Below are 23,075 nucleotides of genomic sequence, written 5' to 3' on the forward strand. Positions count from 1 at the left end.
GGGAAATCGGCCTAGAGACGGTCAGGCGAAGGCGCCGAGCCGCAATCCCTCGATCCAGTTCTTGCCGATCCGGATCCCTTCCTCAGGCTGGAATGCCTCGGGATTCAAGCACCAAGCGAGCCACAGGCCGTCCATCAGCGCCGTGAAGCCGATCGCGGCAAGACGCGGACTGGCTATCGCGCAGCCCTCCGCCTCGGCATAGTCCGTGATCAGTTTCTCCACGGTGACGACATAAGCGGTATACTCGCCCTTCTGCGAGGCGCTCATGCGCGGCGAGTGCAGGATCAGGCCCCAGAAAACGACCCAAACGCCAAGCACGTCGCGATCGAACAGCGCCGGCGAGAATGAGTTCTCGACAAAGGCCTCCAGCCTCGCCTTGGGCTCGGGCAAAGCGCTGTCAACGGCCGTCATGACCGTATCGAGCATGCCATCGGACATGATGTCGAAGGCATGGGCCACCAATTCGTTTATCTCGCCGAAATGATGGGTGATCAGCCCTTGCGTGACGCCGGCCTCCATGGCGATCTGCCGCGCCGATACCCCGGCATTTCCATGCCGGACGATGCAGCGCAGAGCCGCCTCGGCCAATTGCCGGCGGCGATCCTCCGGAGCTTCACGGCGGAACCCGGCCCGCGTTCTGACGCCTGATTTGGACTTGGCCAAGATCATTTTCCCGTTGCTTTATCACATCGAGGAATCAGGGGCGAAGAGGCAAAAATCTCAGCCAACCGACTCACTTAGTTCACGCTTAATATCAAAATAACATAACTAATTCAAATACTAATAGAGAAATTATACGATCATATAATTTCTCTTGCGGAACACGCAATTCCTGCATATCCTTTTTCCAACGATCCGCCCCGGATGCGGACAATGGGAACGAGGTTTGGCATGAAGCGGGATCCCCGATACGACGTCCTATTTGAGCCGGTGAAGATCGGGCCGGTCACCGCGCCCAACCGTTTCTACCAGGTGCCGCATGCCAGTGGCATGACCAATGCGCTACCCCGCGTTCGCGCAGCATTTCGTGAAACCAAGGCCGAGGGCGGATGGGGTGTCATATGCACCGGCGCATGCTCCACCGATCCGAGTTCCGACGATTCTCCGCTTCCCTTCGCTACCATGTGGGACGCGAATGATATCCGCGCCCATGCGATGATGACGGAGGCTGTCCACCGCCACGGCTCTCTCGCCGGTGTCGAACTCTGGCATGGCGGTGCCTCGGTGATGAACCGCACCAGCCGCATTCCGCCCCTATCGCCCTCCGGCATTCCGTGGATGGCGACGCATGTGGGTTTCATGGGCAATGCACGGCCGAAGACGATGGATAAGGCCGACATCCGCGATGTCCTGCGTTGGCAGGCCGAAGGCGCGCGGAAGTCGCGCACCGCCGGCTTTGACATCGTCTACGTCTATGCCGGCATGGGCTATCTCGGTTATGAATTCCTGCTGCCCGAATATAATCATCGCACCGACGAATATGGCGGTACGCTTGAAAACCGCGTGCGCTTCGTCCGCGAGCTTCTGGATGTGACGCGCGATGCCGTCGGCAAGGATTGCGGCGTTGCTTTGCGCATCAGCCTTGAAGCACTGCGGGGTCGTCCGGGTACACACCAGCCCTCCGAGGCGCACGAGGTGATCGAACTCCTCGCCGACTACGCCGACCTCTTCGACGTCAAGATGGATTCGAGCCCGACTGACTGCTCCGCATCGCGTTTCACCGGCGAAGGCAGCCACGAACCGGTAATCGACTTCGTCAAGGCACTGACGAAGAAGCCCGTCGTCGGCGTCGGTCGCTTTACTTCGCCCGATACAATGGTCTCGCAAATCCGGCGCGGCGTCCTCGACCTCATCGGCGGGGCGCGTCCATCGATCGCCGATCCCTTCCTGCCGGTGAAGATCAAGGAAGGCCGCCATGACGAGATCCGCGAATGCATCGGCTGCAATATCTGCATTTCGAGCTGGCATGACGGTGTACCGGTGCGCTGTACCCAGAACCCGACAGCGGGCGAGGAATGGCGGCGAGGCTGGCATCCCGAACGGGTGGACGCGGCCAAGAAGCCGGAAAACGTACTGATCGTCGGCGGCGGGCCTGCCGGCCTCGAATGTGCGCTCACCCTCGGCCGTCGCGGCCACGAGGTGACGCTTGCCGACAAGGGCACGAGCTTCGGTGGCCGGCTCACATTCGAAACACGGCTTCCGGGGCTCTCCACCTGGAACCGCGTCGCAGAATACCGGCTTGGCCGTCTCAACGAGATGACCAACGTGTCGATGTATCTCGAGAGCGATATTGGCGTCGACGAAATCATCGATCTCGCGCCCGATCACCTCATCCTCGCAACCGGCGCGCGTTGGACCCGCATGCTCTACTCATCCATGGAAATACCCGTCGGTGAACTCGATCATCCGCGCGTCTATACGCCCGACGACATCGCGGCGGGGCGCCTGCCGGAAGGGCCAACGCTGGTCTTTGATTTCGACAATTACTACATGGGCGGCGTTCTCACCGAGTATCTTGCGCAGCAGGGCAATGAGGTCACCTATGTGACGCCCGCCGGCCAGGCATCGGCATGGACGATAATGACCAACGAATTGCCATTGGTGCATCGGGCGCTGGCGCGGCGCAATGTTCGGGTCACGACGCTGCACATGCTCACCGCCTTCGACGGTGCGATGGCAACGCTTACCCACCTCTTCACCGGCGAAACGTTCCGCATCAAATGCCGGTCGGTCCTTGTCGTCGGCCTGCGCATGCCGCGCAACGAACTCTTCGAGGCCCTGACCGCGCGCAGCGAAAACGTTTCGGCGGCAGGTATCAAAAGCATTCGCCGCATCGGCGACGGCCTTGCGCCCGGCGCTATCGCCCATGCGGTCCATAGCGGCCATACCTGCGCCCAGGAACTTGGTGGCAAGCAATACGCTCCATATCGGCGCGATACGCCGATCGTCGATGCCGAGCCCGAATTCAAATCTCGCGCAGCGGCGGAATAGGCGGCCATGAGCGAGCGTCCCGCCCTTTCCCCCTGGTCGATCGCTTCGCCGCTTGCCGGCGGGGCGCTGCATGCCGCGGGGTCAGGGTTGTTCCACACGTTGCTGCCGTTGCGCCTGATCGAGAACGGCTACGGCGCCGACGCTGTCGGTCTCGTGGTCATGGCCGAGGGTGCCGGCTTTCTCATCGGCTGCATCGGCTCGGTGCGGCTCATTCGCTCGGTCGGCGAGGTCCGCGCCTATGCTGCGCTCTCCGCTTCATCCTCCGTACTTGTGCTTGCCCTGGGAGCCGGGCCGGAACTCGCCGTGATGATGGCAATACAGGCGGTCGTCGGCTTCGCCAATGCCGGCCAGTCGGTCGTGATCGAAAGCTGGCTCAATGCGATGGTGCCCAATGAGGGCCGCGGCCGCGCGCTTACCCTCTATGTGCTGGTGCTTGGTCTCTTCTACGGTCTCGGGCAGTTGCTTGCGCGCGATATCGCGCCTGCCGGCAATGCCATGTTGATGATCACCGCGGCATTCTATGCCCTGGCCCTGGTCCCGGTTACGGCGATATGGGTCGGGGAGCCGCAACTCCATGCGCCGTTGGGCATCGATCTCCTCGGCGCCTTTCGCACCTCGCCGCTCGGAGCCCTCGCCTGCCTGCTGACCGGTCTCGTATCATCGACCTTCTCGAGCATCGGCCCGCTATACGGCCTGGAGCTCGGCTTCAGCCAGGACAGGATCGTCATCCTGATGGCGGCCGTCGCCCTTGGCGCTCTCTTTTTGCAGTTCCCGCTCGGCTACCTTTCCGACCGGCTCGACCGGCGCGGCATGATGTTGTGGCTTGCGCTCATCCTCGCCGGCGTCTGCGGTATGTTCCTGCTCGTCGACAGCAACACGCCGCTTTGGGCCTTCCTCATCCTGTTCTCGGTTTTCGGCGGCATTTCGGAAATATTTTACCCTCTCGGCGTGGCGCACGCCAATGACCGCGCTTCGTCCTCGCAATTCGTCACACTCTCATCAAACCTTCTGCTGATCTGGGCGTTTGGCGGCACCATCGGGCCGGCCATCGCCGCGACCGGCGTCGAACATCTCGGCGCGCATTCCTTCTTCTGGTACGGGATTGGACTCTCGCTCACTTTCGCATCCTTCGCCCTCTGGCGGCAGTTCCGCCAGCCAATCGTCGGCACGCGCGATGAGTTCGTCACCTATCCCCAGACATCGCCGGCGGTCTACGAGTGGGTGCCGCGCAAGGAGATCGGTTCCCCTGTCGAAACGGATGCCCCAGAATCCAGCGAGACATCAAAGCCATGACGCGCGTCATCGAGACATTCCCGCACAAGGTGCGCTGCATCGACCCTGTCTTCATACCGATGCCAGACGGAACGCGGCTCGCAGCGACGATCTGGTTGCCGGAGGACGCCGAGACGAAGAAGGTTCCGGCAATCCTCGAACTCATTCCCTACCGTCGTCGCGACGGCACGGTGTTTCGCGACCTCAAGATGCATCCCTATCTTGCCGGCCACGGCTTTGCCTGCTGCAGGGTCGATATTCGCGGGTCCGGCGATTCGGAAGGGCTGCTTGCCGACGAATACACCGAACAGGAGTTTGACGACGCCTGTGCGATCATCGATTGGCTAGCACATCAATCCTGGTCAACCGGCGCGGTAGGCATGACCGGCATTTCGTGGGGCGGGTTCAACGCGCTGCAGGTGGCCGCACGCCGCCCCCCGGCGCTGAAAGCGATCATCGCGCTCTGTTGTTCCGACGATCGCTTTGCCGACGACGTGCACTATTTCGGCGGCTGTCTTTTGACCGAGGACGCCATGTGGTCCTCGTTCATCCTCGGGCTTGGCGCATTGCCGCCAGACCCGCAGATCGTCGGTGATCGCTGGCGCGAGATGTGGCAGGAACGGCTCGACGCAACCACATGCTGGTCGTCCGAGTGGATGCGGCACCAGCGCCGCGACGCCTATTGGAAGCGCGGCTCGGTCTGCGAGGATTTTTCCGCCATCGACATCCCGGTCTATGCAATCAGCGGCTGGGACGACACCTATTCGAATGCGGTGCCGCGGCTGCTTGAAGGTCTCACCGCGCCGTGCAAGGGACTGGTGGGTCCATGGACCCACGCCTATCCGTTCCTCGGCGAACCGGGCCCTGCCATCAACTATCTGCAGGAAGCAATACGCTGGTGGCGCCATTGGCTCGAAGGCATCGACACCGGCATCATGGACGAGCCGAAATACACGGCATGGATCAATGATCCGCACGCGCCGGCGCCATTTTACGAGGAACACCCCGGACATTTCGTTGCCGAGCCGTCGTGGCCCTCGCCGAACATCAAGGAAAACCGCCTCTATCTCAATCGCGGCGCCCTCGAGGAGGTTGCCCAGGTCGGGACGAGCATGGTCCTGCGCTCACCGGTGACCGCCGGTCGGGATTTCGGACGTTATGGCGGCTACGGCGGCATCGTCCCGGATCTTGCCGTCGACCAGCGGCGCGAGGACGGGATTGGACTGCAATTCGAGACCGCGCCCTTGACGCAGGATATCGATGTCCTCGGCGCGCCAAGCGTTTCGCTGGTCCTGACTTCCGACGCGCCGCAAGGCTTTGTCGTGGCACGGCTTTGCGATGTCGCCCCCGACGGAGCATCGACCCTTGTCACCTGGGGCGTTCTGAACCTCGCGCACCGCAACGGACATGAGCATCCGCAAGCGGTTGTTCCGGGCGAGCCGCTAACGGTGAGGCTCGAGCTCAATCATGTCGGCCGTCGCTTTGCCGCGGGCAGCTGCATTCGCCTCATTCTGTCCAACCAGCACTGGCCTATCCTGTGGCCATCGCCGACGATGCCGTCATTTACCATCGACACCGGCATCTCGACGCTCTGCTTGCCCTTGCGTCATGCGCCGGCAAACGATGTGCATCCGACCTTTGCGCCGGCAGAGATCGCGACGCCGGTGCAGATGATCGAACTCAGCAGCGAAGCGCATCGCCGCGACATTGCCATCGATGTTGGCGCACGCAGGGAAACGATCACGCTGACAAGCGACTTCGGTAGCCAGCAATTGACCGACCGCGCCATTGTCACATCGGCCTGTGTTGTCGACAGGATGGAAATCGTGGACGGCGACCCACTCTCGGCACGGCTCGATACCGGCTGGGTGCTTGGTTTCAAAAGCAGCGAAGCCGACACGGAAACACGCTCCTCGGTGACGCTTACGGCGGATGCCGAACGTTTCCGCCTGCAGTGGCGGCTCGAAGCCTATGAGCGCAACGAACTGATTTTTGAACGGGAGGGGGACGAATGGATCGACCGCGATCACCTGTAGCCCCTGATCCTGCAAGGGCCCGATCCGGATCCGCGCCTTGGCGGAGGGTCCGCCGGTGACGAGCTTCATCATGCGTCGCATTGGCCTTGCCGCAATCATCCTGCTGATCGTGGCAATACTTCTGTTTTCGATGATGCACCTTATTCCCGGCGATCCGACCGTGGTCGCGCTCGGGCCCCGCTCGACACCGGAAATGCGCGAGGCTTTTCGCGAGATGATGGGTCTCGACCAACCCATCCTCAAACAGCTCGCACTTTTCCTCGGCCGGCTCGCGGAAGGCAATCTCGGCGAGGACGTCTGGAGCAAGCGGCCGGTGCTGACCATGATCTTCGAGGTCCTGCCCTATACGGCGACCCTTGCCGTGGCGAGCTTCCTGTGGGCGGTAACGCTCGGCATATTGCTCGGCTGCTTCGCCGTCGTCCATCACGGCAAGTGGCCGGACTGGCTGATCGGCATCCTCTCCGTCGGTTTCGTCGCCGTTCCCTCCTTCGTCGTCGCGCTCTATTCGCTGCTGATCTTCGCCGTCAGCCTCAACTGGCTCCCGGCAATCGGCGCCGGCACGCCCGGCGATATCGTCAGCCAGTTGAAGGCGCTCGTCCTGCCCTCCTTCGCCATAGGCCTCGGCTGGGTGGGCTACGTGGCGCGGCTGGTGCGCGCTGCGATGATCGAAGCCATGGGCGAAAACTATACCCGCACGCTGCGTTCGTTCGGCGTTTCCGAACGCCGGATCATTTTCCGCTACGCCTTGCGGCAGGCGCTGATTGCCGTGCTTTCGGTGATCGCGATCGGCTTTGGCGGCCTGCTGACAGGCTCCGTATTTGCCGAAATCGTCTTTTCGAGGCCTGGGCTCGGCAAGATGACCTATGACGCGGTGATGTCGCGCAATTATCCGCTGGTCATGGGCACCGTACTCGTGACCTCCGGCCTTTACGTCACCTGCATGATCATTGCCGACGTCGTTACTGCCTGGATCGACCCTCGCGTCAGGAGCGCGCTCTGACATGGCGGTCATAGGCATAGATACGAACCCGCTCCAATCGCAAACCAGAGAGCCCGGCTGGCTGCGCCGATCGGGCCGCGTTGTCTCGGACATTTTCCACACGCCGCTTGGCGGCATCGGCATCACCCTCGTCGTCCTGATCCTTGTTGTCGCGGTCTTCGCCCAATGGATCGCGCCCTACAATCCGACTGCAATCAGCGTCAAGGAACGCCTCGCCGGTCCGTCCTTCACCCACCTTCTCGGCACCGATCAATTGGGACGCGACCTCTTCTCACGGGTCATCGTCGGCACGCAAACGGCTATGATGGTTGCGATATCGGCGCTTTCCATCGCCCTTGTCGCCGCGTTGCCGCTCGGGCTCATCGCCGGCTATGGACCACGCTGGCTCGACGCCGCGTTGATCCTCGTCTTCGACAGTCTGAGTTCGCTGCCGATGATCATGCTCGGGCTTGCCATCGTCGTTCTTCTCGGGCCCGGCATCCCGACCGTCATCCTCGTAATCGTGCTCTATTCCGTTCCGAGCTATGCGCGCCTCGTGCGCACGCAGACGCTGAGCCTCAAGTCGCGCGATTTCATCAAGGCGGAGCAGGCCATGAATGCCTCGACGCCGCGCATCCTGTTCAATCATCTCCTGCCGAATGTCATCGGGCCGCTGCTCATTCTCGCTTGCCTCGATATTTCCACTGTCATCACGCTGGAGGCAGGGCTCTCGTTCCTCGGTCTTGGCGTCAAGCCGCAGGTGCCAAGCTGGGGCAACATCCTGAGCGATGGGTTCTCGGTCATACGCTCGACCGCGCTCCCGGTCATTGCCGGCGGCGCACCGCTTATCCTCGCGACGATCGGCTTCACCTTCTTTGGCGAGGCGCTGCGCGATGCGCTTGATCCGAAGCTTGCCCGGGAGCGCAAGCCATGATCCCTGGCCCTGCAACCGCAACACCCGTCAACCCGGCACCCGTGCTCGAGCTCGCCGATGTCTCAATCAGCTATAGCGGCATCGTACCTGCCGTCGTCGGCGTCGATCTCAAGGTCATGCCCGGTGAAATCGTCGGCATCATCGGCGAAAGCGGTTCTGGAAAGTCGACGCTGGCGCATTCGGTCCTTGGCCTCCTGCCAGACTCCGCCCAGATCTCCGGTAAGACACTTTCATTGAACGGCATCGACATGCTTGGCGCGCCGGAACAAGCCATGCGCCAGTTGCGCGGCCCGGCGGCGGCGATGATATTCCAGAATCCGATGACGACCTTCAGCCCCATGCATAAGCTCGGTCGCCAGCTCATGGATCTGCTCTGGCGCGAGCGCGGCCTTTCAAATCAGGAAAAACGCCAGAAGATTCTGAAGGCCATGCAGGATGTCGGCCTTCCTGACCCGGCCGCGCGGCTTGAAGCCTATCCGTTCCAGCTCTCCGGCGGCATGCTCCAGCGCGTTGCGATTGCCGCGGCGTTGCTCATGCGCCCTTCGCTGCTTGTTGCGGATGAGCCGACCACCGCGCTCGACGTGACCATGGAAGCCCAAATCCTGCATCTCATGCGCGAGATTCGCCGCAACGCCGGCGTTTCCATCCTGATGATTTCGCATCATCTCGGCGTCATTGCCGAAATCTGCGACCGCGTCGCGGTAATGTATGCCGGACGCATCGTCGAAGAGGGTCCGGTCGATGTCATTTTCGCCGATCCGCGCCATCCGTACACGAAGGCGCTGTTTGCCTGCGAGCCGGCGCTCATTGAAACTGGGGCGACGCGGCTTCCGGTAATCGGTGGCGAAGTGCCCCGCCCCGTTCGGATCGGGTGTGGTTTTGCCGGGCGCTGCCCGCAGGTGCTCGAATGCTGTTGCAACGCGACGCCTCCATGGGTCGCTGTCGGCGCCGGCAACGTCTCCCACTTCTCACGCTGCCATCGGAGTGCGCCATGATGCGGGAGACGGCACTGATCGAAGCAAACAATCTTTCGGTCGCGGTGCCGCGATCATCGCGCTGGTTCCCCTCGAGAAAGCCGGACCTCGATATTCTGGTCGACATTTCGGTTGCCGTAAAACCCGGCGAGATAGTTTGCATGGTCGGCGAGAGCGGCTCAGGCAAGACGACTTTCGGCCGGGCTTTGCTCGGCCTCGTGCGTCCCTCGGCGGGACAGATCGTCTTCGACGGCACGCCTCTGCCGGATTTCTCGCCGGCAAGTTTCAAGCGTATCCGGCGCGAGGCTTCACTCTTGTTCCAGGACCCGGTGACTTCGTTCGATCCGCGCCAGCGCATCGGGTCGATCCTCGCCGAACCACGCCGCATCGCCCGCAGCGGAAGCGTGGCGCGATCGGAGATTGAGGAGCTGGCGCGCAAGGCCGGGCTTGTGAGCCCGCTTCTATCGAAATTTCCGCATGCACTGAGCGGCGGCCAGGCAAGGCGCGCGGCGGTGGCACGGGCCCTTTCGGTCGTGCCGCGACTGATCGTTGCCGATGAGCCCACGGCCGGGCTCGACGTTTCGGTTCAGGGCGGCGTCCTCAACCTCTTCCTCGACATTCGCGAAGAATTTCGCACGTCATTTCTTATCATCACGCACAACCTTTCCATCGCCCGCCACGTCTCGGACCGCATCGTCATTCTCTATCTCGGTCGCGTGCTCGAAAGCGGGCCGGGCCGCGAGATCTTTCGCGCGCCGCGCCATCCCTATACCCGCGCACTGCTCGACTCCGAGCCGATACCCAACCCGGCGAAGCGGCGCGAAGCGCCCCCGGTGATCGGCGAGGTGCCTGGTCTCGCGGCACGTCCAAGCGGCTGCGAATTTCACACCCGCTGTGCCTTCGCGCAGGATCGCTGCCGCCACGAACGGCCGCTCCAGACGACAATATCGGCAGAGCACGAAGTGGCTTGCCACTATCCGCTGACGCCGCGGCTGACCGTCGTCGGTCCGCCGCCACAACGACTGCCGAAGACCGCAAACAGATAAAATCAAGCATAACAAAAGAGGGATCAGAACAATGCATGCAGTTTCGCTCAATCGCAGACACTTCCTTCTCGGCGCCGCGGCGGGCATGTCCGCCCTCGCCATGCGGCCGGGTCTTTCCTATGCCGTGGAGGGTGACACGCTCGTCGTACGCGGCGCCTCGGACATCGAAGTTCTCGACCCGGCTTTCCAGAACGGGCTGCTCGAGGAGGAGATCGGCCGTTGCCTCTTCGTCTCGCTCAATCGCCTTGATGATGTGCGCTCAGGCGCGGCGAACTGGACGCTGTATGGCGCAAGCGAACTCAACCAGAAGTCCCCGACCGAAATCGAGTTCAAGCTCAACGACTGGCTGGAATGGACCGGCGATTTCGGTCCGGTGATGGCGGAAGACGTCAAGTTCTCGTTCGAGCGTGTCGCCAACCCTGAAAACAAATCCGCCTGGGCCTACGCCTTCGATGCGCTGGACAAGGTGGAGGTGACAGGCGAGCGGTCCGGCATCATCCACCTGAAAGCGCCGTCAGCGCCGTTCTTCGTTACGACATTGCCCTATTACATGGGCCATATCGTCTGCAAGAAGGCTGTCGAGGCGGCAGGCGGCAAGTTCACCACCGAAGCTCCTGCCACCGCCGGTCCTTACATCATCGAGAAATGGGTACCGAAACAGAATATCACGCTCGCGCCCAACCCGAAGTGGAAAGGGCCTGCTCCGACATTCCCGAAGGTGCGCTTCGAGATCGTGACGGACGACGACTCTGCCGCCCTCGCCTATGAATCGAAGTCGCTGCAATACACGAAGATCAGCCTCAATACGCTCGCCAACTATCGCGAAAAGCTTCCGGCCGATACGGAACTCATCGAGATGAACGGCAACCGCTTCGTCTGGCTCGCGATCAATCTCGGCAACCCGAAGTTTGCCGACGAAAAGGTTCGGCGCGCCCTGCAATATGCCCTCGACGTCAACCAGATCATGGATGGTTCCTATTCCGGGCTGGCGGCCCCGGCGACGGGTGTCGTGCCGCCTTCGATGATAGGCCATCGGGAGGCGATCCTCTTCCCGGCCGACGCCGCCAAGGCGCAGGCGCTGCTCGAAGAAGCCGGCGTTTCTGACCTGAAGATCGAGCTCGCGGCGCAAAACGACAAGACCAGCCAGCTGACGTGCCAGATTATCCAGGCGGTGTTCGGTGCCGTGGGCGTTACCGTCGACATCAAGACCTATGATGACGGCGTCTACTGGACACTCGGCGACAAGAGTTCGGGCGATACCTACAAGACGCTCGAGATGGTGCTGATGAGTTTTGCCGGCGGCGTCGATCCATCCGAGAACCTGACCTGGTTCCGCCCGTCGCAGATCGGCGTGTACAACTGGTCGCAGTTCGACAGCCCGGAGTTCGAACAGCTTTACCTCGACGGCATGAAGGAAACCGACAAGGACAAGCGCTCCGTCATCTACAAGAAGATGCAGGACATCATGGAGCAATCCGGCGGCTTCATTTTCCTCACGCACGAGACGTTTGCTGCGGTCGTGCGTAAGGGATTGAAGCCCTGCATCATGGCTGACGGCTATCTCGACGTAACGCGGTTCGGCAAGAGCTGATCCCCCCAGGGTTCGGGGAAACCCGGCATGAAAAGGAGGCCATCATGGCCCGAAGCATGTTGAACAGGCGCGAGCGCCGCCTTGCGAGCGCGGGGTCGGTGCGGCAGATGCCGTTTGGCGGTGTCACCAACCGCTATCCGCCGATTGCGATCATGAGCACGGACGAGATCGAAGCGATCCACCGCGCGTCATTGCGGCTTCTGTCGGAGACCGGTATCGAGATCCTGCACGACGAAAGCCGCACGCTTCTCAAGGCGGCGGGAGCGGACATCGATATGTCCAATCTGCGGGTGCGGTTCGATCCGGCGATGGTCGAGGAAAAAATCCGGACCGTGCCTTCCAGCTTTACGCTGCAGGCGCGCAATCCGGCACGCAATCTGACCGTCGGCGATGGCAGCCTCATCTTTGCCGCGACCGGCGGTCCGGCCTTCGTCCACGATACCGACCGGGGGCGGCGCGCCGGCAATTATGCGGACATGTGCGATTATATCCGGGTTGTCCAGCAACTGAATGTGATCCATCAGGAGGGCGGGTGCCCCTGCGAGCCGACCGATCTGCCACCTGATTCGCGCCATCTCGATTTCTATCTTGCCGCGATCCGGCTCACCGACAAGAACTGGCAGTGCTGGGCGCTTGGCGGCTACCGCGTCGAGGATGCGATCGAAATGCTCTGCATCACGCTCGGCCAGACGCGCGAGGAACTGCGGGCAAAGCCGGCGGCGCTCACCGTCGTCAACTCCAACTCGCCATTGCGGCTCGATATTCCAATGGGCGAGGGCCTCTGCGCCATGGCCCGCGCCGGCCAGCCGGTGGCGCTCACGCCTTTCACCCTTTCGGGTGCCATGAGTCCAGTGACGATCGCCGGCGCCCTGACCCAGCAAAATGCCGAAGCCCTTGCCCTGATGACCTTGTCGCAGGTCGTCGCGCCAGGCGCGCCCGTGCTTTACGGCGGTTTCACCTCCAATGTCGACATGCGCACCGGCTCACCGGCGTTCGGCACCCCGGAATATGCCAAGGCGCAGATTGCGTCTGGCCAGCTGGCGCGGCGCTATGACGTGCCGTTTCGCTCGTCGAATGTGACGGCCTCAAATCTGGTGGACGTACAGGCCGCCTATGAGAGCGGGATGTCACTATGGAGTACGATCATGGGCGGAGTAAGCCTGATCGAACACGCCGCCGGATGGCTCGAAGGCGGGCTGACGGCTTCGTTCGAGAAGCTCATTCTCGATGCTGAAATGCTGCAGATGATGCGCAGCTTCCTGGACCCTATTCTCGTTGATGAGGACAGTCTTGCGGTCGATGCCATCAGCGAGGTCGGACCCGGTGGTCACTTCTTCGGCGCGGGCCATACGCTCGCGCGCTTCGAGAACGCGTTCTACGAGCCGATGCTCTCGGACTGGCGTAATTTCGAAAACTGGTCGGAAAGCGGGGGGCGCAGCGGCACGGACCGCGCCAATGCGATCTGGAAAGACCTTTTGCGCACCTATGAGCAGCCGCCGCTCGACCCCGGTGTCGATGAAGCGCTGGACGCCTATGTGGCAAGGCGCAATGAGGAAATCCACGCCGGCAAGTTTTGACCGTCGCGAGCCGATAGCAGCGAACAGGTCGCATCGATGTGGCCTGTTCGGCTTTTGATTTCCTGTATATAGTCCTGACAGTCTTGTGGGATCGATGCCGGCTGTCATCACACCAGCCGCAAACCTTTCCGCGGGCGTGATCGAAGCGACCTCTCATAAACCGGATTGGCCCGCATGACCGTCAATCGCACGCCGAGAAAAAAGACCCACCATACAAGCAAGCGTCCACCCTTCGAGCGGATCGCCCTGCTCCTTCAGGGTGGCGGCGCGCTCGGCTCCTATCAGGCCGGCGTCTACCAGGCGCTCGCCGAATCGGACCTCCACCCCGACTGGGTCGCCGGCATTTCGATTGGCGCCATCAATTCGGCTCTCATTGCCGGCAATGCGCCCGAGCGGCGCGTCGATGCGCTGCGCAAGTTCTGGGAAGCGGTCACCGAGCCGCCGCTTGGCGTCGCGTCACTGGCTTCGGCCTGGCTCGGCAAGCTTGCTGCAAGGGGCGACATGGCCCATGGCTTCGTCAACCAGGCACAGGCCTTTGCCACCATGGTGGGCGGCGCGCCGGGCTTTTTCATCCCGCGGCCGCTGCCACCCTTCATCTCGCCAGCCGGAAGCATGGAGGCCGAGAGCTTCTATGATGTCACGCCACTCAGGGCAACGCTCGAAGAGCTTGTCGATTTCGACCGGATCAATGAAGGGGGAACACGCTTCAGCGTCGGTGCGGTCAATGTTCGCTCTGGAAACTTCGAATATTTCGACAGCACGACCCACCACATCACGCCGGACCATATCATGGCGAGCGGCGCACTTCCGCCGGGCTTCCCGGCGACGCGGATCGAAGGGGAATATTATTGGGATGGCGGGCTGATCTCCAACACGCCGCTGCAATGGGTGCTTGAGAGTTATCCGCGCAAGGATACGCTGGCTTTCCAGGTTGACCTCTGGAGCGCACGCGGTGAAATCCCGCGCGACCTCGTAGGCATTGAGCTGCGCCAGAAGGAAATACGCTTTTCGAGCCGTACCCGCGCCGCCACGGACCAGTTTAAGCGGGCGCAGCGCCTGCGCCGGGCGCTCAAGCATCTGCTCAAGATGGTGCCCAAGGAAACGCTGGCCGCGGCCGATGACGAGACCAAGCTTCTGATCGGGCAGGCCGATGAAACCGTCTACAACATCGTGCAACTGATCTATCGCGCACGATCCTATGAGGGAACTTCCAAGGACTATGAATTTTCCCGCCTGACGATGGAGGAGCACTGGGCTTCGGGGTACAATGACGCGGTTCGCACGCTGCGGCACCCCGAAGTGCTGGAACGCCCCGATACGCCGGACGGTGTCGCCACGTTTGACTTAGCCTAGACTATCAAACCCGTCTTCCAACGAGCACCGAGCACACCCATGAATATCGAAGATGTCCGCGCCAAAGCCTTCGCCATGCCGCTCAACGATCCGGCATATCCTAAGCCGCCTTACAAATTCTACAACCGCGAATTCGTGGTCATCAATTACAGGACCGATCCCGACGCCTTGCGCGCCGTGGTGCCCGAACCGCTTGAAGTCATCGGCGATACTGTCGCCTATGAATTTATCCGCATGCCGGACTCGACCGGCTTCGGCGACTACACGGAAACCGGCCAGGTCATTCCTGTTCGTTTCAAAACTCCCTCCGGCGAGATGCAGGAAGGCGGCTATGTTCACGCCATGTATCTCGACGACAACTCGCCGATTGCCGGCGGGCGCGAGATATGGGGTTTTCCGAAAAAGCTTGCATCGCCAAAGCTAAGCCATGAACAAGAGACGATAGTCGGCACGCTGCACTATGGCAGCGTCCTCTGTGTCACGGCAACGATGGGCTACAAACACAGGGAGCTCGATCTCGAGCCCTTAAGGAAGGCGCTCACAAAACCGGCCTTCATGATCAAGATCATTCCGCATGTCGATTGCACGCCGCGCATTTGCGAACTGGTGCGCTACTATTTCGAGGATGTGACCTTGAAAGGCGCATGGTCTGGCCCGGCTGCCCTGCAGCTCTACGAACACGCGATGTGCGACGTCGCCCGGCTTCCGGTGCGCGAAGTGATCTCGGCGAGCCACTACGTTGCCGACCTGACCCTTGGCCTTGGCGAAGTCGTTTTCGATTATCTGAAACAGGATTGATTTCCGAACAGCAAAGAGGTGGAGCATGTCTCGCTTTACAGGAAGAGTTGCAATCATAACGGGCGCTGCAAGCGGCATCGGCAAGGAGATCGCGCTGCGCTTTGCCGCTGAGGGCGGCACTCCGGTGATTGCCGATCTCAACATTGACGCCGCCAACGCCGCCGCCGATGAGTTCAAGGCAAATGGCGGTGACGCCTTTGCCGTGGCAATGAATGTGACCGACGAAGCGGAAGTGGAAAAGGGCGTTGCCGACGTCATCGCCAAATATGGCAAGATCGACATCCTCGTCAGCAATGCCGGCATCCAGATCGTCAAGCCGATTGTCGATTTTCCGTTTGCCGATTGGAAGAAGCTGCTGTCGATCCATCTCGACGGCGCATTCCTGACGACAAGAGCCTGTCTCAAGCACATGTACGCAGCCAATTACGGCCGGGTCATCTACATGGGTTCCGTCCATTCCAAGGAAGCCTCCAAACTCAAGGCGCCTTACGTCACGGCCAAACACGGCCTTATCGGTCTTGCCAAGGTGGTGGCCAAGGAGGGTGCCGAGCACAATGTCAGTGCCAATGTCGTATGCCCCGGTTTCGTGCGCACTCCGCTGGTCGAGAAGCAGATACCCGAGCAAGCCAAGGAACTCGGCATAACCGAGGAGCAAGTCATCAAGAATGTCATGCTGAAGGATACGGTCGACGGCGAATTTACGACGACCGACGACGTGGCGGACGCCGTACTTTACTTTGCCGGCTCCAGGACAAATGCGTTGACCGGACAATCGCTGGTCGTGAGCCACGGCTGGTTCATGCAATAGATCGGATAAGTGGGGTCTTTCCAGTTCATGGGGAAGACTCCACGCGGTCTACTCCTCCTGGCAGGTCGTGCTGCTGCCATTGCGCGTCAGTTTCGCTTCCCTGCCCTTGGTCCAGAACTCGGTATTCTCATCGGCATAGCGCCCACCATCGGCCGAGAGCGCCTGCGGCAGGGTATAGGTATCGCCGCTGCCGGAGAAGACGAGATCGACCGTGCCGAAGCCATCGCCCGGTGGCGTAAAGCTGGCGGTCAGGCGGGAGCCGTCGGCACACTTGTATTTCACGTCCTTTGCAAGCGCCGCTACCGGCATGAACGCCAGAGCAAGCCCGCAAATCCCGTAGATCAACCTTGAATTCATTCCGCTATACCCCTCGGCTAGATGTCAGGCGAGCTATCCGCCGTTGCCGTTGTCGATCAACGCCAGCGTGTTTTTATCAGGTACACCGTCGCACCAATAGTCAAGGGCCCGTTGGTAGGGACTGTCGGTGTCGGGCGCTGCCAGCGAAAACAATGTCATGCTCGAGCGAAACTTTATGTCGTCGGGCGAACCGAATATCCCATGCAAGGTCGTCCCGCGGATAGCGAGGACGGTGTTGGTGCATTCTGCGAGCCGGCCGCCCAGGAGCGGGTGGGCGAGATAGGAGCGCGCCTCATCAAGCGAAGCGATGCCATAGAATTTCGCAGTCGATGAACGGCCAAGTTCGCGCAGTTGCGGGAAGATGAACCACATACAGTGGCTCTGCTTTCGTCCCGCGCGCAATTCAAGCAGCACCTGCTGATACACGGGGGCCTGCGCGGTCACAAATCGCGCGAGGTTGAAGGGATCCTCCGGCGGCATATGAACCTCCTCCGTGTTGCCCAAGCCATCTTGACTGGAATAATGTAAGGTGCGGCGGCAACGATGTATACATTGGGGGGAATGCTTATGGATGCCACGTCGTCGCCTGTCATCGTATCAATCGTCAATACGCTGGAGACGGCGCTGACGCCGGTCTTCCTGCTGGCAGGTACCGCAGGCTTCCTCAATGCCTTTGTCTCCCGCCTCGCCCGTCTCTCCGATCGCGTCAATCAGATCTCGGACTTGATCGGCACCGACCACGAGCTCAATACAGCACGGCTGACACAACTCAGTTACCTGCGCTTCCGCACGCTCGCGCTGGAAATCGCCGTGGTGTTTGGCACTCTCGCGGGCGTGTTGACCTGCCTTGCGATTGTATCGCTGCTCGGCGGTGCCATCGGCCGCTCGGGCTTTCGCGAACACGTGCTGTACTGGCTTTTTGCCGGAGCCGTCTTCGCCCTGGTCGGCGCGCTTATCGCATTCCTGTTCGAAATTCTGACAGCAAGCCAAAGCATGTTGCGCCAGATAGCCCGCGACCAGCGCCTGCGCAGATAGGAGAACGCATCGCTAAGCCCATCCACTATCACGCGAAGGTGGAATAGGCCTCCTCGCGGCTGAGCAGATTGGCGTCGCGCGCCAAACGCCACCGGCCATCGCTTTCCTTGCGCAGGATGGTCAGCGTATAGCCAGAACGATGGACGGCGGCACCGTCGGCGGGCGTAACTTCCAGCCTGATATAGTTACGCAAGTATGCCCATTCGCCTAGCACATTGACTTCCTGAATGTGATAGGCGCCGTCCATGCGAACCTGCTTCATCGATTTCATCGTCGCAGCAAATGCCGCTTTGCCAAAGGGCTTTTGCCCGGAGACCATGAAGATAACATCGTCGGTCATGAGATCGAGAATGGTCGCGGTATCGCCAGATTTGCTTGCGGAAAACCAGGTTTCCACGAGGGTGCGAATCGCCTGCTCGTCTTCGCTCATCTGTCTCTCCCAGTCCACGTTAGCTCGGTCCTAAGAAATTATAGCGAGACGGCGATTAATTGAAGGGGTCCCGACATGCGTGCACACTCAAACGGCTGATTGACCCCAGCAGGGGCCCGGTTTCCCATACCCCCTGAATATTTGCCTGGCCGGGCCTCTTTCATTCTTTTCGAGGTAGTGGAGATGGAACCGGATGATCCCACTCCGCCAAGGGCGGAGTACGAACCCTACCTTACGCCGGTGCTTCCCTACGTCATCGTCTTCATCATAACAACGACGCTCGTCATCTCCGCAGGTTGGATGCTTCGCCCGTAGGGTGTGCCGGCTGCAAATCCATTGTGTCGATTTCCGTGTTTGATAGTCGCAGTAAAAAGCCCCGTCGCGAGAACGGGGCTTTTCTATTTTCATGCCTTATGGACCGACTGGATTAGCAATCAGTGACCGCCATTGCCGTGGCCGCCACCACCGCTGTTGCCGCCGCGCCCATTGTTGTCGCCTCGGCCGTTGTCACTCTTGCCGTTATCGCCTTTGCCGCGATCGTCTTTATCCTTATCGTTCTTATCGTTCTTATCGTTCTTGTCGTGGTTGTCCTTGTCCTTGTCGCCCTTGTGGTCACGATCATCGCCCTTGTGACCCTTGTCGTCACCCTTGTGGTCTTTGTCGCCCCAGCCGCCCTTGTCTCCTCGGTCGCCCTTATGACCACGATCGCCATGGTCGCCCTTATCGCCCTTGCCGTGACCATGCTTGCCGCCGTGTTCGCCCGGTCCGCAATTGCCTGGATCGCCGCCATTGTCGCCGCCATTGTCGCCGCCGGTACCACCGGTTCCGCCAGTACCGCCAGTGCCACCGTCACCGCCCGTGCCGCCCGTGCCACCCGTGCCTCCCGTACCACCAGTGCCGCCGGTTCCGCCCGTACCACCAGTGCCGCCCGTTCCGCCCGTACCACCAGTGCCGCCCGTTCCGCCTGTGCTGCCCGTTCCGTCAGTACCGCCAGTACCGCCGGTTCCGCCGGTGCCAGTGCCGCCTGTTCCGCCGGCGCCAGCGCCACCAGTTCCGCCAGTACCAGCACCGCCGGTGCCACCTGTTCCACCGGTACCGCTCGGGCTACCACCCGTACCGCCACCATTATTGCTTGCCGAATTGGTGCCGCCGGACGTGCCTGAACCGCCCTTGCCCGCGCCGCCCTTTGAACGACCGCTACGGCTATTGTCCGATACGTTGCCATTGTCATGGGTCCAGCTCGATGGCTGGCTGATGGCCGCCGTGGTCATGGGCGGGCACATGTCAAGTTGCTGCTTGCTGAGGATTGACCGTTTATTCAAGGCATAGCAGCAAAGCCCAACATTACCGTCGTTGAGCTGCCTGCACTGTGCGGCGCTCGCAAACAATGCGCGCCGGCCCTCAGCATAGCTTGGCGCCGTCTGAAGGAGAGTTGAAACCAGACCCAAGGTTGAAATCGTCATAACGGCGAATAAAACGCTGCGTCTGCTCTGGTTTTTATTGTTGTTTGTTATACGCATGTGACATTTCCCCAAGTGTTATTGTTATTAAGCAACTCCACACATCAGGGTAATGTTGTTATCTATCACCTAGCCATTGATGGCTTTATTGCTTGCCAAATATGTAAACTTAAGGTTGTGGTATTGATACATAACAATGCTGCTTATAAACGATGTAAAAAGATTGATGCAAAACGCGGGGTTATACCGTAATATCTAACCTGGGAGTAAGCGCCGGGTAATGAGGCGTCCTGTGTTCCAGTACATACTTTCGTAACCATAAATAAGTACGTTTAAGAAAAAGACGGCGTCAAAGTCGCGACGATCAGTGCGTAACGCCGTGTTAACCGTTGATTCACAAATTCAGGATCTTAGACACGATTTTACCGCCCTGACGCGCCAATTCGTCCCTGCCGATCTTTGGGAGAACACAGCATGTTGCGCATATTTTCGCTCGTGATCCTGTCCGCAGGCTGGTGCCTGGGGGTCTTTGCTTCAATACCCGCCCGTGCCGACGGGACCGAAATGGAGCTCAAGGGCAAGGGATTTGGTCCGCCTGCCTTCCAATCGTTCTGCAATCATTATGCGAGCCTTTGCAACACGCGCTCAGGCGCCAAGGTGGTGCAACTTACAGGTGAAAAGCGTAAGCAGTTGCAAGCCGTCAACATGAGCGTCAACTCCTCGATCCGACAACAGAGCGACATGCAGACGAACGGCGTCGACGATGTCTGGACGATCCCGACCAAGGCGGGTGATTGCGAGGATTTCGCCATCCTGAAGAAGCGCGAGCTGATGCGGCGCGGTTGGCCCGCGGCCTCGTTGCTGCTGACCGTCGCGCGGCTGCCATTCAGCAATGAAGGCCATGTCGTCCTGACAGCGCGCACCTCCGACGGCGATCTTATTCTCGACAGCCGCAGCAATTCGGTGCGTGACTGGTCAAGCACGTCCTATCGCTACTATGCGCGCCAGTCGCAGACATCGGCAGGCTGGGAACGTATTGGGAGAGCAATTCCTGTGACGACCACCGCCAAGGTCAAACTCGACTACACCACCACCGCCAGCATCAAATAGCAGGGCCTGGTGCGGATTGAAGGATCTGCACCCCGTTGATCTTGTAGCCGCCATCCGGTTGCTTCACCAGCTGATAGATGGCGGTCCAGTCCTTGCCGTCCGGGCCAGTGATCAAGACTTCCTGTATGACCTGTTCGCCCTCGATCCTGCTGCGTCCAAACGCGAAGTTTCCCGGCCGGAAAACCGGCTGGTAAGCCCGCTTCACCATATCGAAGAAGAGGTTCTGGTTGAGGAACTTCTCCTGGATCGTGGGTGACGCAAACGAATAGGCGGTAGCGGCATCGTTGCTGAGGAAGGCGGCGATCTGGTTCCTGATGATGAGCTGCGCCGAATCGACGGGTTCCTCCGCCCGCAGCGGTCCGGCAAGGACAAGAGCAGCGCATAAAGCCGCGCTAAAGCCGAATGCCCTGATCATCATGGTCTCCTCCTTACACCCCAGTGCCACTTGAAGTAGATGCGCGTATCACTGCCGATGCCGGTCGTGCGATTTGTTGCCGCCGAGGTCGCCAACTGCGATTGCTATTTGCGGCGCAGTGGTGAAAAACTACGCCCACAATCACGCTCTTGCAATGAGAGGCGCGCCAGGCTCCCGGCGCGAACTTGTTTCTTCCATGCCCACCCGCACAAAGCCCCTTGACAGATCATGACTGACAATCGCCCGGCCTCGGGCCAAAGCGTGACGGAATCGCGTTATTGGCGGCAGAACCTCGTTGTCTGCCTGCTTGGCTCGTTCACCACCATCGTTGCGATGACACTTATCCTGCCATTTCTGCCGCTCTATGTCGAAGAGCTCGGTGTCAGCGACCACGCGGCCATCGTGCAATGGTCCGGCATCGCCTATGGCGCGACGTTCTTCACCGCCGCCCTTGTTGCGCCGCTGTGGGGCCGCCTCGCCGATCTCTATGGGCGCAAGCTGATGCTCATCCGTGCCAGTCTTGGCATGGCGATCGCGATGTCACTGATCGGGATGGCGACAAACATCTGGATGCTTGTGTTCCTGCGCCTGCTCACGGGCCTGCTCGGCGGCTATGCCTCGGGCTCGACGGTCCTCGTTGCGACGCAAACACCAAAGGCGCGCACCGCCTGGGCCCTTGGCACGCTTTCCGCCGGCATCATGGCAGGCAATCTCGTCGGTCCGCTCATCGGCGGGGCGCTGCCGCCGCTTATCGGCATTCGCCAGACTTTCTGGCTGGCTGGCGGGGTGATTTTCATTACCTTCCTCGCCACAAGCTTCTTCATCAAGGAAGAGTGGCGGCCGCCCAAGGCCCGGTCAGAAAAACGGTCAGGCAGATGGAGTACCATTCCCGACAAGCGGCCGGTTGTCGTGATGCTGCTTGCCGGCATGCTGCTGATGCTCGCCAATATGTCGATCGAACCGATCATCACCGTCTACGTGGCGCAGCTGGTCGCCGATCCGGCCAAGATCACGCTCGTTGCCGGCGTCGTCATGTCGGCGGCGGCGCTTGGCAGCATCCTGTCCGCATCCAAGCTCGGCAAACTGGCTGACCGGGTGGGCCATTGGAACATCATCGTCGGGGCGCTCGGCGTATCAGCGCTGCTTCTCGTTCCCCAAGCCTTCGTAACCGAGAGCTGGCAGTTGATCGTGCTGCGGTTCCTGATGGGGCTTTCCCTGGGCGGATTGTTGCCGTGTATCACCGCGGTGATCCGCCACAATGTCCCCGATAATGCGGCCGGCAGCATACTTGGCTATGCCACCTCCTCGCAATATGTCGGACAGGTTGTGGGACCACTGGCTGGTGGCTTCGTCGGCGGTCACATCGGCATGCGCGCGGTATTCCTCGGCACGAGTTTGCTCCTCGCCGGTGCGGCCGTCTATGGCTGGTTGGTACGCCCCAAAGAACGGTGATACGCTCGCCGAAGTACCGAGTGATTCGTAAGCGATGACGATCACGAAAAATTCGCCAGATTGTCATGGAACCAGACTGACTCCCGACGCATTACCGTGGTCAGTTTAGCCTGCAACTTGTTGCAACTAGACTGTCCTACATTCCATGGAGGAAGTAATGAACGACAAGCGGTTTCCCATCCCCGTCATGATCACAGTTGGAGCGGCCGGACAACGCGCCGTGTCCACGGTATGGGAAGCGATAGAATGCCTGCGAACGTATTGGCCCACGAAAAAGGGACCAAGTTACAGGCGGGCATTGCAAGCCTGCCTCGACGCACTCGACGGCTGGAAGCCTGCGCACAAGGCGCGGCATGCCTTCATCAGCGCCGCGCGTGAAGCCGGCGTTTTCCTCGACCCACATTTGCATTGATAAGGCGTTCGAGCCAACATATGCGGGCGGCATCGGCCGCCCGAC

At 60.7% G+C, this 23,075-nt stretch carries 23 protein-coding genes; 17 read left to right on the forward strand and 6 right to left on the reverse strand.

The window, feature by feature from the left end:
* Positions 1-21 precede the first annotated feature (21 nt).
* A complete protein-coding gene (locus BLR72_RS07770) occupies positions 22-663 on the reverse strand; it encodes a TetR/AcrR family transcriptional regulator (RefSeq protein WP_051614672.1) in 642 nt (213 codons plus the stop codon).
* A gap of 228 nt (positions 664-891) precedes the next feature.
* Here BLR72_RS07770 and BLR72_RS07775 point away from each other — a divergent pair, with 228 nt between their 5' ends.
* The 12 genes from BLR72_RS07775 (at position 892) to BLR72_RS07830 (ending at position 16,359) form a co-directional block, all read left to right on the forward strand.
* Positions 892-2,991: an oxidoreductase gene (locus tag BLR72_RS07775; protein ID WP_091947066.1), complete on the forward strand. Its 2,100-nt coding sequence runs from the start codon at positions 892-894 to the stop codon at positions 2,989-2,991.
* Between the two features lie 6 nt (positions 2,992-2,997).
* Positions 2,998-4,284, forward strand: coding sequence for an MFS transporter (locus BLR72_RS07780; protein WP_091947069.1), 1,287 nt, complete (start codon positions 2,998-3,000; stop codon positions 4,282-4,284).
* Complete coding sequence (locus tag BLR72_RS07785; RefSeq protein ID WP_091947071.1) at positions 4,281-6,299, forward strand: CocE/NonD family hydrolase; 2,019 nt, start codon at positions 4,281-4,283, stop codon at positions 6,297-6,299. Before BLR72_RS07780 ends, BLR72_RS07785 begins: the two co-directional genes overlap by 4 nt.
* A 55-nt stretch (positions 6,300-6,354) precedes the next feature.
* Positions 6,355-7,299 (forward strand): ABC transporter permease, encoded by a 945-nt coding sequence (locus tag BLR72_RS07790; RefSeq protein ID WP_027230726.1) that lies wholly within the window; start codon positions 6,355-6,357, stop codon positions 7,297-7,299.
* Position 7,300: 1 nt separating this feature from the next.
* On the forward strand, positions 7,301-8,212 hold the full coding sequence (locus tag BLR72_RS07795; RefSeq protein ID WP_091947074.1) for an ABC transporter permease: 912 nt from the start codon (positions 7,301-7,303) through the stop codon (positions 8,210-8,212).
* Positions 8,209-9,207, forward strand: coding sequence for an ABC transporter ATP-binding protein (locus BLR72_RS07800; protein ID WP_091947079.1), 999 nt, complete (start codon positions 8,209-8,211; stop codon positions 9,205-9,207). Before BLR72_RS07795 ends, BLR72_RS07800 begins: the two co-directional genes overlap by 4 nt.
* Positions 9,204-10,232, forward strand: a complete 1,029-nt coding sequence (locus BLR72_RS07805) for an ABC transporter ATP-binding protein (protein WP_175492310.1) — start codon at positions 9,204-9,206, stop codon at positions 10,230-10,232. The genes BLR72_RS07800 and BLR72_RS07805 overlap by 4 nt, the downstream gene beginning before the upstream one ends.
* A 31-nt stretch (positions 10,233-10,263) precedes the next feature.
* Complete coding sequence (locus BLR72_RS07810; RefSeq protein WP_091947084.1) at positions 10,264-11,823, forward strand: ABC transporter substrate-binding protein; 1,560 nt, start codon at positions 10,264-10,266, stop codon at positions 11,821-11,823.
* 44 nt (positions 11,824-11,867) lie between these two features.
* Positions 11,868-13,400, forward strand: a complete 1,533-nt coding sequence (locus BLR72_RS07815; RefSeq protein ID WP_091947087.1) for a trimethylamine methyltransferase family protein — start codon at positions 11,868-11,870, stop codon at positions 13,398-13,400.
* A 174-nt stretch (positions 13,401-13,574) separates the two neighbouring features.
* Positions 13,575-14,753 carry a patatin-like phospholipase family protein gene (locus BLR72_RS07820; RefSeq protein WP_091947090.1) on the forward strand — a complete coding sequence of 393 codons (1,179 nt, stop codon included), beginning with the start codon at positions 13,575-13,577 and terminating at the stop codon, positions 14,751-14,753.
* Between the two features lie 39 nt (positions 14,754-14,792).
* A complete protein-coding gene (locus tag BLR72_RS07825) occupies positions 14,793-15,551 on the forward strand; it encodes an acetoacetate decarboxylase (RefSeq protein WP_091947093.1) in 759 nt (252 codons plus the stop codon).
* A gap of 25 nt (positions 15,552-15,576) precedes the next feature.
* The gene (locus BLR72_RS07830; protein ID WP_091947096.1) at positions 15,577-16,359 is read left to right on the forward strand and encodes a 3-hydroxybutyrate dehydrogenase; all 783 of its coding nucleotides are present in this window, start codon (positions 15,577-15,579) and stop codon (positions 16,357-16,359) included.
* Positions 16,360-16,407: 48 nt separating this feature from the next.
* Here BLR72_RS07830 and BLR72_RS07835 read toward each other — a convergent pair whose 3' ends face one another.
* Positions 16,408-16,716, reverse strand: a complete 309-nt coding sequence (locus BLR72_RS07835; protein ID WP_091947099.1) for an MliC family protein — start codon at positions 16,714-16,716, stop codon at positions 16,408-16,410.
* 33 nt (positions 16,717-16,749) lie between these two features.
* Positions 16,750-17,196, reverse strand: coding sequence for a DUF1810 domain-containing protein (locus BLR72_RS07840; RefSeq protein ID WP_091947102.1), 447 nt, complete (start codon positions 17,194-17,196; stop codon positions 16,750-16,752).
* Between the two features lie 87 nt (positions 17,197-17,283).
* Between BLR72_RS07840 and BLR72_RS07845 the strand changes: the two genes are divergently transcribed.
* Positions 17,284-17,751 (forward strand): DUF2721 domain-containing protein, encoded by a 468-nt coding sequence (locus BLR72_RS07845; protein WP_091947105.1) that lies wholly within the window; start codon positions 17,284-17,286, stop codon positions 17,749-17,751.
* A 28-nt stretch (positions 17,752-17,779) separates the two neighbouring features.
* Here the strand turns inward: BLR72_RS07845 and BLR72_RS07850 are convergent, their stop codons facing one another.
* The gene (locus tag BLR72_RS07850; protein ID WP_091947109.1) at positions 17,780-18,181 is read right to left on the reverse strand and encodes a YybH family protein; all 402 of its coding nucleotides are present in this window, start codon (positions 18,179-18,181) and stop codon (positions 17,780-17,782) included.
* Positions 18,182-18,364: 183 nt separating this feature from the next.
* On the opposite strand from BLR72_RS07850, the gene BLR72_RS22810 reads away from it, so the two are divergent.
* The gene (locus BLR72_RS22810; protein ID WP_255453086.1) at positions 18,365-18,496 is read left to right on the forward strand and encodes a hypothetical protein; all 132 of its coding nucleotides are present in this window, start codon (positions 18,365-18,367) and stop codon (positions 18,494-18,496) included.
* 119 nt (positions 18,497-18,615) lie between these two features.
* Here BLR72_RS22810 and BLR72_RS22420 read toward each other — a convergent pair whose 3' ends face one another.
* Positions 18,616-19,452 (reverse strand): hypothetical protein, encoded by an 837-nt coding sequence (locus BLR72_RS22420; protein WP_175492311.1) that lies wholly within the window; start codon positions 19,450-19,452, stop codon positions 18,616-18,618.
* Positions 19,453-20,115: 663 nt separating this feature from the next.
* Here BLR72_RS22420 and BLR72_RS07865 point away from each other — a divergent pair.
* Positions 20,116-20,751, forward strand: coding sequence for a transglutaminase-like cysteine peptidase (locus BLR72_RS07865; RefSeq protein ID WP_051614678.1), 636 nt, complete (start codon positions 20,116-20,118; stop codon positions 20,749-20,751).
* On the opposite strand, the gene BLR72_RS07870 is transcribed toward BLR72_RS07865, so the two are convergent.
* Positions 20,744-21,166, reverse strand: coding sequence for a DUF4864 domain-containing protein (locus tag BLR72_RS07870; RefSeq protein WP_091948555.1), 423 nt, complete (start codon positions 21,164-21,166; stop codon positions 20,744-20,746). The two genes, BLR72_RS07865 and BLR72_RS07870, sit on opposite strands and share 8 nt — an antisense overlap.
* A 228-nt stretch (positions 21,167-21,394) precedes the next feature.
* Between BLR72_RS07870 and BLR72_RS07875 the strand changes: the two genes are divergently transcribed.
* Together BLR72_RS07875 and BLR72_RS07880 are read left to right on the forward strand one after the other, a co-directional pair.
* Complete coding sequence (locus tag BLR72_RS07875) at positions 21,395-22,618, forward strand: MFS transporter (protein ID WP_091947115.1); 1,224 nt, start codon at positions 21,395-21,397, stop codon at positions 22,616-22,618.
* A gap of 157 nt (positions 22,619-22,775) precedes the next feature.
* Positions 22,776-23,030, forward strand: a complete 255-nt coding sequence (locus BLR72_RS07880; protein ID WP_036813520.1) for a DUF982 domain-containing protein — start codon at positions 22,776-22,778, stop codon at positions 23,028-23,030.
* The last annotated feature ends 45 nt before the right edge of the window (positions 23,031-23,075 follow it).

This window comes from Phyllobacterium sp. YR620 (assembly GCF_900104165.1).
GTDB classification, from domain to species: domain Bacteria; phylum Pseudomonadota; class Alphaproteobacteria; order Rhizobiales; family Rhizobiaceae; genus Phyllobacterium; species Phyllobacterium pellucidum.

Coding starts and splice junctions, on each gene's coding strand:
- BLR72_RS07815 (WP_091947087.1), top strand. CDS start 11,868: ATGGCCCGAAGCATGTTGAACAGGCGCGAGCGCCGCCTTGCGAGCGCG.
- BLR72_RS07775 (WP_091947066.1), top strand. CDS start 892: ATGAAGCGGGATCCCCGATACGACGTCCTATTTGAGCCGGTGAAGATC.
- BLR72_RS07795 (WP_091947074.1), top strand. CDS start 7,301: ATGGCGGTCATAGGCATAGATACGAACCCGCTCCAATCGCAAACCAGA.
- BLR72_RS07810 (WP_091947084.1), top strand. CDS start 10,264: ATGCATGCAGTTTCGCTCAATCGCAGACACTTCCTTCTCGGCGCCGCG.
- BLR72_RS07850 (WP_091947109.1), bottom strand. CDS start 18,181: ATGAGCGAAGACGAGCAGGCGATTCGCACCCTCGTGGAAACCTGGTTT.
- BLR72_RS07845 (WP_091947105.1), top strand. CDS start 17,284: ATGGATGCCACGTCGTCGCCTGTCATCGTATCAATCGTCAATACGCTG.
- BLR72_RS07800 (WP_091947079.1), top strand. CDS start 8,209: ATGATCCCTGGCCCTGCAACCGCAACACCCGTCAACCCGGCACCCGTG.
- BLR72_RS07805 (WP_175492310.1), top strand. CDS start 9,204: ATGATGCGGGAGACGGCACTGATCGAAGCAAACAATCTTTCGGTCGCG.
- BLR72_RS07880 (WP_036813520.1), top strand. CDS start 22,776: ATGAACGACAAGCGGTTTCCCATCCCCGTCATGATCACAGTTGGAGCG.
- BLR72_RS07785 (WP_091947071.1), top strand. CDS start 4,281: ATGACGCGCGTCATCGAGACATTCCCGCACAAGGTGCGCTGCATCGAC.
- BLR72_RS22810 (WP_255453086.1), top strand. CDS start 18,365: ATGGAACCGGATGATCCCACTCCGCCAAGGGCGGAGTACGAACCCTAC.
- BLR72_RS07865 (WP_051614678.1), top strand. CDS start 20,116: ATGTTGCGCATATTTTCGCTCGTGATCCTGTCCGCAGGCTGGTGCCTG.
- BLR72_RS07840 (WP_091947102.1), bottom strand. CDS start 17,196: ATGCCGCCGGAGGATCCCTTCAACCTCGCGCGATTTGTGACCGCGCAG.
- BLR72_RS07830 (WP_091947096.1), top strand. CDS start 15,577: ATGTCTCGCTTTACAGGAAGAGTTGCAATCATAACGGGCGCTGCAAGC.
- BLR72_RS22420 (WP_175492311.1), bottom strand. CDS start 19,452: ATGACCACGGCGGCCATCAGCCAGCCATCGAGCTGGACCCATGACAAT.
- BLR72_RS07835 (WP_091947099.1), bottom strand. CDS start 16,716: ATGAATTCAAGGTTGATCTACGGGATTTGCGGGCTTGCTCTGGCGTTC.
- BLR72_RS07870 (WP_091948555.1), bottom strand. CDS start 21,166: ATGATCAGGGCATTCGGCTTTAGCGCGGCTTTATGCGCTGCTCTTGTC.
- BLR72_RS07820 (WP_091947090.1), top strand. CDS start 13,575: ATGACCGTCAATCGCACGCCGAGAAAAAAGACCCACCATACAAGCAAG.
- BLR72_RS07825 (WP_091947093.1), top strand. CDS start 14,793: ATGAATATCGAAGATGTCCGCGCCAAAGCCTTCGCCATGCCGCTCAAC.
- BLR72_RS07875 (WP_091947115.1), top strand. CDS start 21,395: ATGACTGACAATCGCCCGGCCTCGGGCCAAAGCGTGACGGAATCGCGT.
- BLR72_RS07780 (WP_091947069.1), top strand. CDS start 2,998: ATGAGCGAGCGTCCCGCCCTTTCCCCCTGGTCGATCGCTTCGCCGCTT.